Here is an 11828-nt window from a genome sequence, read left to right as displayed (position 1 = left end):
GGCCGCTCCCTGTGAGGCCGCTCCCGTCCCGTCCGCGCCGAAGGCGGTGACTTCTTGCGCGAGCGCGGGACGGAGCGCCTACAGCGCGTCCGGTCCGCGCTCGCCCGTGCGGACCCGCACCACCGTGTCGACCGACTGCGTCCACACCTTGCCGTCGCCGATCCGGTCGGTGCGGGCGGCGCGCACGATCGCGTCGATGACCGGTTCGGCCTCCGGCTCCGCGACGAGGACCTCGACGCGGACCTTGGGGACCAGGTCGACCCGGTACTCGGCGCCCCGGTACACCTCGGTGTGGCCGTGCTGCCGCCCGTAGCCGCTGGCTTCGGTGACGGTGAGGCCCTGGACGCCCAGTTCCCGCAGCGCGGTCTTCACCTCGTCGAGGCGGTGCGGTCTGATGACGGCGGTGATGAGCTTCATGAGGGGGAGTTCCTGTCCTTGGGGAGCGGCGTCGGCCGGGCGGCCACGGCCTGCGGAGTGCCATGACCCAGGGCGCCGTGATCGTAGGCGCTCTCGGCGTGCAGTGTCTGGTCCAGGCCGGTGAGCTCCTCGTCCTCGGAGGCGCGCAGGCCCATGAACCGGTCGACGGCCTTGCCGATCCCGTACGTCATGAGGAAGGTGTACGCGGCCACGGCCAGTACGGCGACGGCCTGCCGGGCGAGCTGGCCGAGGCCGCCCCCGTACAACAGACCCTCCGCGCCACCGGTCATCGTGGCCGTCGCGAACAGGCCGATGAGCAGGGTGCCGACGATGCCGCCGACGAAGTGCACGCCGACGACGTCCAGCGAGTCGTCGTAGCCGAACCGGAACTTCCACGCGACCGCGTACGAGCAGACGACGCCCGCGGTCAGGCCGACGGCGGCGCCGCCCAGGATGCCCACCGTGCCGCACGCGGGGGTGATCGCGACGAGCCCGGCGACCGCGCCCGAGGCCGCGCCGAAGGTGGTGGGGTGGCCGTCGCGCTTCTGCTCGACGAAGAGCCAGCCGAGCAGCCCGGTGCAGCCGGCGACCAGGGTGTTGAGGACCGAGGCGGCCGCCAGCCCGTTGGCACCAAGGGCGGAGCCGCCGTTGAAGCCGAGCCAGCCGAACCAGAGCAGGCCCGCTCCGAGCATCACCATGGGCAGGTTGTGCGGGCGCATCGCGTCCTTCCTGAACCCGATGCGCGGCCCCACGACGAGCGCGAGCGCCAGCCCGGACGCCCCGGACGCGATCTCCACCACCAGCCCGCCGGCGAAGTCGAGCGCGCCCAGCGCGTCCTTGATCCAGCCGCCGGGCCCCCACACCCAGTGCGCGACGGGGGCGTAGACGAGCAGCGTCCACACCGGTACGAGGACGAGCCACGCGGAAAACCTCGTACGGTCGGCGATCGCACCGCTGATCAGGGCCGCGGTGACGATCGCGAAGGTCAGCTGGAACGTGGTGAACAGCAGGGTCGGCACGCTGCCGGTGACGCTGTCGGGCCCGATGCCGGCCATGCCGACGTGGCCCAGGTCCCCGACGAGCCCGCCGAACGCGTCGTCGCCGAAGGCCAGCGAGTACCCGGCGAGCAGCCACACGACGGTGACGAGAGCGATCGAGACGAAGCTCATCATCAGCATGTTGAGTACGTTCTTCGTCCGGACCATGCCGCCGTAGAAGAGCGCGAGCCCGGGTGTCATCAGCAGAACGAGTGCGGTGGCGGCGAGCAGCCAGGCGGTGTCACCTGTGTCGATGCCGGCCGCGGCCACGGTCACGGGGGTCACGGGGGAGTCCTCCTCGGGGCGCGTGCGGTGCGGGCGACTGAGAGCGTGACCGGTGCGCGTTTCGTCGGAGGGACCTGGATGTTTCCGCCGTATTTCATTGCGTGGGGGTTGCCGGAATCTCACGGCCGCGGACGACGCCCGCCCGTGTGACGGGCCGGGCGTGCTTGACTCCCGGCCATGGTGGAACGGGCTTTGCCCGGGGCGCGCGAATCAGGGGAGACCCGCCGATCCGCTACTGCGCCGTCCCGGCCCCGTACGGGGAGGGGGGCCGTTCGAAGAGTGACTCCAGCACGATCGTGGCCCGGGTGCCGTTGACTCCGTCGATCGCGTGGATCCGGCGCAGAACGTCCTGGAGCTGCTCGGTGGTCGCGGTCCTGACCTTCACCAGTACCGAGGCGTTGCCGGCGATGATGTGGGCCTCCACGATCTCGGGGAGCGCCGCGAACTCCTGTGCCGTTGCGCCCATCCAGCGGGTGGAGTCGACCGTCACGTACGCCAGCACGCCGTATCCCAGTGCGGACGGGTCCACGTCGGCGCTGGTCCGCCGGATCGCTCCCTGCTCCCGCAGTTTGCGGACCCGTTCGTGCGCCGCGCCGGTGGAGAGACCCACCGCCCGGCCCAGTGCGGCGTAGGACTGTGTCGCGTCCTGCTGGAGCTGCTCCACCAGGGCTCGATCTATGTGATCCACGACTCTCCATTCAGTGAACACTTGTTTCGACCATATCTCATCCGGCAATCTTTCAGCCGAGCCGAAACTTGTTCGGCCGCAGTCGGAAGGGATGGACGTCCGTGACCACCGCGCGCCCTGAGCTGTACGAGGTATTCGACGACCGGTTCCGTACCGGGCGGTGCATGAACGGCGATGACGGCCTCGAAGTCCTGTACACCGGCTGCCGTTGGGCCGAGGGGCCCGTCTACGTACCCGCCTGGCGGCAGGTGGTCTGGAGCGACATCCCGAACGACCGGCTGCTGCGCTGGGACGAGGAGACCGGCGGGGTGAGCGTCTTCCGGCGTTCCGCCGGTCACCCGAACGGGAACACGCTCGACCGCGAGGGCCGGCTCATCAGTTGTGAGCAGGGCAACCGGCGGGTGACACGGACCGAGCACGACGGCACGGTGACGGTGCTGGCCGCCCACTGGCAGGGCAAGCGGCTGAACAGTCCCAATGACGCGGCGGTGAAGTCCGACGGCTCGATCTGGTTCTCCGACCCGGACTTCGGCATCACCAGCGATTACGAGGGCTACCGGGCGGAGAGCGAGATCGGCTCCAACAATGTCTACCGCATCGACCCCCTCGCCGGTGAAGTGCGCCTGGTGGCCGACTGTTTCGGCGCACCGAACGGGCTGGTCTTCTCCGCCGACGAGCAGCAGCTGTTCGTCTCCGACACCCGGGCCGGCTTCATCCGTGTCTTCGACGTACAGGACGACGGCTCCCTGTCGGACGGTGAGGTCTTCGCCGCCGCCGGGCCCCGCGAGGCGGCCCGCTTCGACAACCTCCGCTTCGACGACGGCGGCCGGCTCTGGGCCGCCGCCATGAATGACGGGGTGCACTGCTACGACCCGGACGGCACCCTGATCGGCCGGCTCGACATCCCGGAGGCGGTCGCCAACATCTCCTGGGGCGGGGCGAAGCGCAACCGCCTCTTCATCGCCGCCGAGACCAGCCTCTATTCGGTGGTCATGGGTGTGACGGGGACGCACCCGACCGGGCCCGGCCGCCGGCCCTGGCTGGACGCGCGGGCCTGAGCGGCCGAGGAGCGGGACTCGGTCGCCCACCCGGGGCGGCGGAACCGTGGAGGTTGTCCAGCCCGACGCCGGTGAGGATTTCGCCGTCGGCCAGTCGTACGGCGGCGGCGCCGCCCGGTTCACCCGCGGGCCGGCGACGGTCCATCAGTTCGGTGGCGCCGTCCATGAGGGCTTGATCGACGCTCCTGGGCCGGAGTCTGGCAGGCACGGCCCGGGAGGCGGAGCCGGGGTACGGCACCGCCTCCCGGAGCCGTACCCCGGCAGGGTGAGGCAGGGGCCGCCGGAGGTGCGCATACTCGGTGACATGAAGAAGCAGGGGCAACTCGCCGACTTCCTTCAGGCGCGCAGGGCCCAACTGCGGCCCGATGACGTCGGATTGCGGACGTACGGGGAACGGCGCCGGGTGCCGGGCCTGCGGCGGGAAGAACTTGCGATGCTCGCAGGGATCAGCGCCCCGTACTACACCCGCCTCGAACAGGGGCAGTCGCACAACGCCTCCCCCGAGGTGCTGGACGCCCTCGCCGGCGCCCTGCGGCTCGACGAGCCGGAACGCGCCCATCTGCACGCCCTGGCCCGCGCACCGAGAGGAGCGAGAACCACCGTACGGCCGAGGGCCGAACGGATCACCGAGGCCACGCGGGCCCTCCTGGCCGCCCTCGGCAGCACACCCGCCATCGTCCTGGACCGGCGCACCGACGTCCTGGCCTGGAACCGCCAGGGTCACGCGCTGTTCGCCGGCCATCTCGACCCGAGCAGTCCCGATGATCCGGGCCGACGGCCCAACATGGCCCGGCTGGTGTTCCTCGACGCGCACACCCGCGAGCTCTACACCGACCGGCCCGCCAAGGCCAGGGCTGTGGTGGGCAACCTCCGCCTGACGGCCGGCCGTTGTCCGGACGACCGGAAGCTGGCCGCCCTGCTCGGTGAACTGACCATGCGGAGCCAGGAGTTCGCCGCGATGTGGGCGGATCACCGGATCGTGGCCTGCGACACCGCCGACTACGAGATGCACCACCCGCTGGTCGGGACACTCACCGTCACCCAGCAGACGCTGCAGAGCCCGCAGGGCGACGGACCGGCCATGGTGGTGGCCACCGCCACCCCCGGATCACCCTCCGCCACGGCCCTGACCCTGCTCGCCCACGCCGTCGCACCCCAGGAGCCGGCCGGGGCGCGGCACGACGCGCACCCCCGCTCCGCCAGCTGAACCGGGCCCCCGCCGCCCCCGCAGACGTACCCCCATGACCTCGGCACCGCCGCGACGCGGCTGCCCCCTGCCCGAAACCGGAGACGAACCATGTCCAAGCGAGCCCTCATGACCACCGTGTCGGCCTTCCTCGCGGCCGCCGCAGCACTCACCACGGCCGCACCGGCCGGTGCGACGCCCGGGAGCGGCGGTCCGCTGACCGACGTCCGGATCGCCCACCACTTCGACCGGGACGCCGGCCAGTCGCCGGAGAACGTCGCCCTGCTGCCCGACGGCACGGCGTACGTCACCTTCGCCGCCGCCCACCAGATCGCCCGCATCAGCCCCCGCGGTGCGGTCCACATCCTCGCGACGCTGCCCGCACCCGCCGACGACGGAGTCCGCACGCCCGTCCTCGGCTTCGCCCTGACCACCGGCATCGTGCGCGACGCGGACGGCACCCTGTACGTGCTGTACGCCACCGGCACATCCGAGCTGACGGGCCTGTGGCGGCTGCGCCCCGGCCAGGCCCCCGAGCGCATCGCCGCCCTGCCCGCGGACGGGCTGCCCAACGGGCTCGCCCTGGACGAGCGGAGCAAGCGGCTCTACATCACCGACTCGGTCCTCGGCACCGTCCGGACCGTCCCCACCACCGGCGGCACGCCCACCGCGTGGTCCACCGCGCCCGAACTCGCCTCGACCGGTTTCCTCGGTGTGAACGGCGCGAAGGTGCACGACGGCGCGCTGTGGGTGAGCAATCTGGACCGGGGCACCCTCCTGCGCATCCCCGTCCGCCCCGGCAACCGCGCGGGAGCCCCGCAGGTCAGGGCGTCCGGTCTCGTCGGCATCGACGACTTCACCTTCACCGGCCACGGCAACCAGGTCCTGGCCGCGCTCAACGGCCCCAACGAGGTCGTGCGCATCCGCCCCGACGGCACCAGCACCACCGTCCTCGACGCCGCCGACGGGCTCCGGGGCCCGACCTCCATCGCGCTGCGCCACGACGACGTGTACGTGCTCAGCGCCGCCTACACCTCCACCGACCCCAACCTCCTGCGTGCCCGCCTGAGCGGCCGCCGCCACTGACGGCCCGTCGGGCAGGGGGCTGTCCGCGATCATGTGGCATTCGTCACGACGAAAGCGTGAGCGGGGGAAGCAACTGCCCCATTCGTCTCGTGTGTCCGTCCCGGTGCCCTGCGCGGGGCGGACGCACGTGAAGAAAGGGTGATGACCGGCCGCCGGACCGGCCATACGATCACCTCAAGTCGCGGGCGCGCGTACCACTTCCGCCGCGACCCCTTCCTCTCTCCGTTCCGTACCCGAAGGGCCCTTGTGACGTTTCGCCGGATTCTTGCCACCGCTGTCGCCGCCGCGGTGGTGACGCCCGTACTCCTCATCTCGGCCACCCCCGCCCTCGCCGACGACAAGCAGCCGACCCGGACGCAGCAGACGCCGACGCGGCAGTCGTCGACGCAGGGCAAGCCGTCGATCGCGCAGTTGGAGCTGGCCGCCGCCGCGGCGCAGGCGGTCTACGACGCGGCCGTGAAGGCCGAGACGGCCGCCCGGGAGGCCCTGTCGGCGCTCCTGTCCGACACCACCCCCCTGGCCGTGGCCGTCAAGACCGCCCAGGGGGTGGCGGCCGAGGCCGCCACCGCGAAGACCGAGGCCGACCAGGCCGTCGTCGACGCCAAGGCGGCGCTCGCCGAGCTCTCGGACACCGCGACCGATGACGAGAGGACCGCAGCGGCGGCGGCCGTCACCGCGGCGGAGGGCGCCGCAGTCACCGCCGGTGAGGCCAAGGACGAGGCCGACGCCGCGGTCGTGAAGGCCATGGACGCGCGTGACGACGAACGGGTCGCCGCGGCGACGGCCGTGACCCTGGCGCAGGAGGCGACCAAGGAGGCGCTGGCCGACAAGACCGCCGCCGACGAGGCGCTGGCCAAGGCGAAGGAGGAGGCGGCCGAGGAGGACGACGAGTGCGTCTCCGCGTCCGAGCCCAGGCTGACCACGATCATCACGGGCCTGCCGACCACCGTCGTCGCCGGCACGAAGGTCGACTTCAACCTCCGGGTGACGAACGGCAGCGACGAGACGATGGACGAGGTCCTTCCGTTCGCCTACGTCCACGCCACCGACCGGAGCGGTCTCGACGCCATCGACGACCTGGTGCACCTGCAGTGGTCGTCCGCCTCGTCCTCGAAGTGGAAGACGGTCGACAACAAGCACTACATGGACGCCATCAGCCCGCTCAAGGCCGGCGCCCACGTCGACGTCAAGATGCGGCTCACGGTCGACGCCTCCGCCCCCGCGGGCAACGGCGTGACCTTCGTCGCCGGTGACTACGTCAACGACGACGGCACCTGTGGCGGGAACCCGGACCTGGAGGGCTACGAGTTCCTGATCGCGGCCGCGGGCAGCAAGCCCGTCAAGACCGACGACACCACACCCTCCACGACGCAGCCGAACACCTCGGACATCACCACGCAGACGGGCGCGTCGGCCCGGCCCGTGACCGGCACCCTCGCCGCCACGGGCTCGTCCTCCGCGACCTCGCAACTCGCCCTCGCGAGCGGCGCGGCCGTGGCGATCGGCGCCGGCGCGATGTTCGCCGTACGCCGTCGCAGGACCGGCACACACGCCTGACATACAAGGCGTGATTCCGCTCCGGCCGAGCACGGGGCGCGGAATACCGAAGGGCTCACCGGCTGACAGCCGGTGAGCCCTTCGGCTGTGGAGGGCCGGTCAGAGGACGGCGTCGTACGTGTTCCAGCCGGCCCCGATCCTGCTGCGGGAGGCAAAGGGCGCGGTGGGACTGCCGGTGCCCTTGTAGAGCCAGAGCACGCCGGCGGCGTCACGGGCGGTGGCATCGGCCCTGCCGTCACCGGTCAGGTCGCCGGTGAGGGACAGCTGGCCGTGCGTCCTCAGCCATGGCCGGGCCCGAGTTGATGAGGGCTGCGACTGTGATCAGGCCGGTGGCTGCGCTCATGGCGGCGGTTCGCCGCCACAGTCTTCGGTGCATGGAGGTCCTCATCCGGTGCTGGAGCGTGTGGTTCCCGTGGTCGGTGCGCCGGAGCGGTGTGGGTGGTTTGGACGTTCTCACCGGACGTCCGCCCGCCGATCTTGGGTGGTCAGAAGATACAGGCGTTGACCTGTCCCGGGCACTGCCTTTCGAGAGGTGACCGCCGGACAGGCGATCCGGCTGCCGGACCGTCCGGCGGGTGGCCCCGGAGTCCCCGTCCGTCGCGGAACACCCGGCTTTGTCGCCGGTCGCCTGCAGGATTGTCCGCGATCGGTAACCGAGGCAGCCTCTGCGGCCGTTCGTGTGTCTTCATAGGTGCACGGCATCGGCGGAGACGGCACAAAGGGGCGGGCGACATGGCAAGGCACAAGGGAAAGGGATGGCACAGCCGGCTTCTCGCGGCGGCGCTCGGAGTGACCGCTCTGGCCGCGGCCACCTCCGTGTGGACCGCGCAGGCGGGCACCGTGGCGGCGGGGCCCCGCGCGAGCGTCTCGTCTCCCGAGACCCAGCCCGAGCAGCAAGTGACCAAGGTGGCGGCCGATATCGCGCACGCCTCGGACCGCGGCGCCAAGGGCGTCAACATCACCATCGACGACGGACCGGACCCGACCTGGACGCCCCAGGTGCTGCGACTGCTGAAGGACAGCGGCGTGAAGGCCACCTTCTGCATGGTGGGCACGCAGGCCGAGGCGTACCCGGACCTCGTCAAGGCGGTCGTGGCGGACGGCCACCGGCTGTGCAACCACACGGTCTCGCACGACACCGGCATGGACAAGAAGTCCGAGGCGTACCAGTCGCAGCAGATCCTGGATGCCGAACGCATGATCACCAAGGCGTCCGGTGGCGTCCGGCCGCAGTACTACCGGGCTCCGGGCGGCGCCTTCACCCCGTACAGCCGGCACCTCGCCGCGTCGCGGGGCATGCGGCCGCTGGGCTGGAACGTCGACACCAAGGACTTCGAGCGCCCGGGTGTGGACACCATGGTCGCCACCGTCAAGAGCGAGATCTCCAGCGGGCCGACCGTCCTCTTCCACGACGCGGGAGGCGACCGCTCCCAGACCCTGGCCGCTCTCCGCGAGGTCCTGCCCTGGCTGCGGGAGCAGGGCTACGTCTACGGCTTCCCCGTTCGGTGAGTGACGCCTCGTCAGGGTGACGGCGGGGCGAGGAGGCGCCGCAGTGCCGTGGGGGTGTGGCCGAGGTGCTCCCGCATGGTCCGGCAGAGGTGCGCCTGGTCGGAGAAGCCCAGGTCGGCGGCGAGGACGGCGAGGCTTTCCCCGCCCGCGTCCAGCCGGTCCAGTGCCCGGCCGATACGGACCCGGTTGCGGTAGCGGGTCAATGACACCCCCAGCTCGCGGGTGAAGGACCGGCTCAGCCGGTACGGCGAGACGCCGAGGAGCTCCGCGAGCGGCAGCAGCCCCTCGGACGCGGGGTGGGCCGCGCCGATCGCCTCCCGGGCCGCGGCGACGAGCGACGCCTCGTCCCGGCCTGGACGGGCCCCGGCCGGGGCGGCTCCGTCGACGGCCTGGCCGACGGTGGCGGAGAGCAGACCGAGGAGTTCCTCGGTCACCGCATGGTCCACGTCGCCGGTGCGGGCGGACGCGAGGACCCGGCGGTGGGCCAGGTCGAGCCGGGGCCCCACGTAGACGCTCCGACGCGCGGGGCGGGCGTCCTCACCCGCCACGACCCGCCACAGCGCGGGCGTCAGGCTGATCGACGTGCACTCGTCACCCCCGCCGGCCGGGTGCGCGAAGCGCTCCTCCTCGCCCGGGACGCCGAGATAGGCCATCGTCCGGTCGACCTCGGCCGGGATGCCGGCCGTCTGTCTGCGGAACCTTCCCCGGCGCACCAGCACCACGCGGTAGTCGTCGCGCACCTCCGCCGGAGCCCAGCGGGTGTGGTCGTCCCGGCAGTTCACCGCACTGATACGGAAGTCGGGCCGGGCGGCGAGGACCGTGGAGGTGAGCACCCCCGAACGCTACGCCGGGGGTCGGACAGCCGGCCCGCAAGAATCTTCAAGACCGGGGCAGGGCCCGGCGGGCAGGCTGGGCGACATCGCACTTCGCGACCGCCTCGCAGCCGACGCCGGGGCGGTCACCCGACGGGAGAAGACCACATGGCTCACATCCGCAAGGAATTCCTGATCGACAACGCTCCGGAGAACGTCTGGGAGGTTCTGCGCGATGTCGGGGCCGTGCACGAGCGGCTGGTGCCCGGCTTCGTCACGGACACCCGCATGGAGGCGGACGTCAGGATCGTGACGTTCGCGAACGGTGCCGTCGTGCACGAACTGATCGTCGACGTCGACGACGAGGCCCGCCGGGTGGCCTACGCGGTGGTGGGCGGCTCGATGGCGCCGAAGCACCATCACGCCTCCATGCAGGTCCTCGCCGAGACCGGCGGGCGCAGTCGCTTCGTCTGGACGACCGACGTGACGCCGGACGAACTGGCGGGCCCCATCGGAGAGATGGTCGACGCCGGCTCACTCGTCATGCGGGAGACGCTGAACACGTAGGAGCTCACGGGCGGCGCGTCCCGCTCAGTCGGTCCGGCCGGACCGGGCTGTCGCGCTACGCACCGCTCTCGTCGACCCGGGATGCCGCCGACCAGCACGACGCCCGCACCGACGCCGCCCACCAGCACGGCGCCCAGCCTCAGCGACGTGTACGCCGGGGCACTGCCGCCGACGCTCTCGGGCGGCCCGCCGTCCGCGGACCGCCCGGAGCCGCCGCTCGGGGTGCGTCAGCGGTGAAGGAACCCGCGTGGCCCCCGCGGCTGCCGGAGGTTCACGCCCGGCGCAGCGCGGAGCGGCCGGCGTAACGCGCCGAGTCGCCCAGCTCCTCCTCGATGCGGATCAGTTGGTTGTACTTGGCCGTGCGGTCGGACCGGGAGAGCGAACCGGTCTTGATCTGACCGCAGCCCGTCGCCACCGCCAGGTCCGCGATGGTGGTGTCCTCAGTCTCGCCCGAGCGGTGCGACATGACCGCAGTCCAGCCCGCCTCGTGGGCGGTGGTCACGGCGGTCAGCGCCTCGGTCAGGGTCCCGATCTGGTTAACCTTGACCAGGACCGAGTTGCCGACGCCGGTGCGGATGCCCTCGCGCAGCAGTGTCTCGTTGGTGCAGAACACGTCGTCGCCCACGAGCTGGCAGCGGTCGCCGACGCGTGCGGTCAGCTCGCGCCAGCCGTCCAGGTCGTCCTCCGCCATCGGGTCCTCGATGGAGAGGACGGGATAGGCGTCGATGAGCCCGGCCAGGTAGTCGACGTTCTCGGACGGGGTCCGGCGCACGCCCTCGCCCGCGTAGTCGTACACCCCGTCGTGGAAGAACTCCGAGGACGCCGGGTCCATGAGCAGGCCGATGTCCGTGCCGGGACGGTAGCCGGTGCGCTCGATGGCGGCCATCACGAAGTCGAGCGCCTCCTCGGCGGTACGCAGCGCGGGGGCGAAGCCGCCCTCGTCGCCGACGCCGGTGGAGTGTCCGGCGGCCAGCAGATCGCGACGCAGCGTGTGGAAGACCTCGCTGCCCATGCGTACGGCTTCGGCGAAGGAGTCCGCACCCACGGGCGCGATCATGAACTCCTGGAAGTCCAGCGGATTGTCGGCGTGGGCACCGCCGTTGACGATGTTCATCATCGGCAGCGGCAGGCGGTGGGCGCCGTCGCCGCCGAGGTAGCGGTAGAGGGGCCGGCGGCTCGCCGCCGCGGCGGCCTTGGCGGCGGCGAGCGAGACGCCGAGGACGGCGTTGGCGCCGAGCCGGGACTTCGTGGCGGTCCCGTCCAGGGCGATCAGGGCGGCGTCCAGACCCGCCTGGTCGGCCGCGTCCCGGCCGCGCACGGACGCCGCGATCTCCCCGTTGACGTGGCCCACCGCGCGGTCGACGCCCTTGCCGTGCCAGCGCGCGGTGTCCCCGTCGCGCAGCTCCACTGCTTCCCGTGCGCCGGTGGAGGCGCCGGAGGGGACGGCTGCGCGCCCGAGGGAGCCGTCCGTCAGGACGACGTCGACCTCGACCGTGGGGTTGCCCCGGCTGTCGATGATCCGGCGGGCGGTGACGGTTTCGATGGCGGCGTCGACGGGTCCGGCTGCTGATGCGGACATGGGAGTTCCTTGCCGTTGTCGTGTGCCGTGGCCCCGGCTGCGACAAC

At 72.0% G+C, this 11828-nt stretch carries 11 protein-coding genes; 6 read left to right on the top strand and 5 right to left on the bottom strand.

Annotated features, from left to right (window positions below):
• Window positions 1-78: 78 nt before the first annotated feature.
• The 3 genes from ACFYPA_RS14745 to ACFYPA_RS14735 form a co-directional block, all read right to left on the bottom strand.
• Window positions 79-417 carry a P-II family nitrogen regulator gene (locus ACFYPA_RS14745; protein WP_359080923.1) on the bottom strand — a complete coding sequence of 113 codons (339 nt, stop codon included), beginning with the start codon at window positions 415-417 and terminating at the stop codon, window positions 79-81.
• Window positions 414-1739 carry an ammonium transporter gene (locus tag ACFYPA_RS14740; protein ID WP_389131987.1) on the bottom strand — a complete coding sequence of 442 codons (1326 nt, stop codon included), beginning with the start codon at window positions 1737-1739 and terminating at the stop codon, window positions 414-416. Before ACFYPA_RS14740 ends, ACFYPA_RS14745 begins: the two co-directional genes overlap by 4 nt.
• Window positions 1740-1971: 232 nt before the next feature.
• A complete protein-coding gene (locus ACFYPA_RS14735; protein ID WP_389131985.1) occupies window positions 1972-2427 on the bottom strand; it encodes an Lrp/AsnC family transcriptional regulator in 456 nt (151 codons plus the stop codon).
• Window positions 2428-2591: 164 nt separating this feature from the next.
• On the opposite strand from ACFYPA_RS14735, the gene ACFYPA_RS14730 reads away from it, so the two are divergent.
• The 5 genes from ACFYPA_RS14730 to ACFYPA_RS14710 all read left to right on the top strand — a co-directional run bounded on the left by ACFYPA_RS14730 (window position 2592) and on the right by ACFYPA_RS14710 (window position 8823).
• A complete protein-coding gene (locus ACFYPA_RS14730; protein ID WP_389132141.1) occupies window positions 2592-3485 on the top strand; it encodes an SMP-30/gluconolactonase/LRE family protein in 894 nt (297 codons plus the stop codon).
• Window positions 3486-3789: 304 nt separating this feature from the next.
• Entirely contained in the window at window positions 3790-4692 is a 903-nt protein-coding gene (locus ACFYPA_RS14725; RefSeq protein ID WP_359080915.1) for a helix-turn-helix transcriptional regulator, read from the top strand.
• A 90-nt stretch (window positions 4693-4782) separates the two neighbouring features.
• Entirely contained in the window at window positions 4783-5757 is a 975-nt protein-coding gene (locus ACFYPA_RS14720; RefSeq protein ID WP_389131983.1) for a hypothetical protein, read from the top strand.
• Between the two features lie 246 nt (window positions 5758-6003).
• Window positions 6004-7314 carry an LAETG motif-containing sortase-dependent surface protein gene (locus tag ACFYPA_RS14715; protein ID WP_389131980.1) on the top strand — a complete coding sequence of 437 codons (1311 nt, stop codon included), beginning with the start codon at window positions 6004-6006 and terminating at the stop codon, window positions 7312-7314.
• A gap of 732 nt (window positions 7315-8046) precedes the next feature.
• Complete coding sequence (locus tag ACFYPA_RS14710; RefSeq protein ID WP_359312687.1) at window positions 8047-8823, top strand: polysaccharide deacetylase family protein; 777 nt, start codon at window positions 8047-8049, stop codon at window positions 8821-8823.
• An 11-nt stretch (window positions 8824-8834) separates the two neighbouring features.
• Here ACFYPA_RS14710 and ACFYPA_RS14705 read toward each other — a convergent pair whose 3' ends face one another.
• On the bottom strand, window positions 8835-9656 hold the full coding sequence (locus tag ACFYPA_RS14705; RefSeq protein WP_389131977.1) for a helix-turn-helix domain-containing protein: 822 nt from the start codon (window positions 9654-9656) through the stop codon (window positions 8835-8837).
• Window positions 9657-9803: 147 nt separating this feature from the next.
• Between ACFYPA_RS14705 and ACFYPA_RS14700 the strand changes: the two genes are divergently transcribed.
• A complete protein-coding gene (locus tag ACFYPA_RS14700; RefSeq protein ID WP_359080903.1) occupies window positions 9804-10202 on the top strand; it encodes an SRPBCC family protein in 399 nt (132 codons plus the stop codon).
• A gap of 271 nt (window positions 10203-10473) precedes the next feature.
• Here the strand turns inward: ACFYPA_RS14700 and eno are convergent, their stop codons facing one another.
• Window positions 10474-11781 carry a phosphopyruvate hydratase gene (gene eno, locus ACFYPA_RS14695; RefSeq protein ID WP_389131975.1) on the bottom strand — a complete coding sequence of 436 codons (1308 nt, stop codon included), beginning with the start codon at window positions 11779-11781 and terminating at the stop codon, window positions 10474-10476.
• Window positions 11782-11828: the final 47 nt, after the last annotated feature.

Origin of the sequence: Streptomyces sp. NPDC005775, from assembly GCF_042871565.1 — a bacterium.
Classification (GTDB): Bacteria; Actinomycetota; Actinomycetes; order Streptomycetales; family Streptomycetaceae; genus Streptomyces.
The sequence above is the reverse complement of the archived record's forward strand: the minus strand, read 5'-3'. Positions and strand labels throughout refer to the sequence as shown.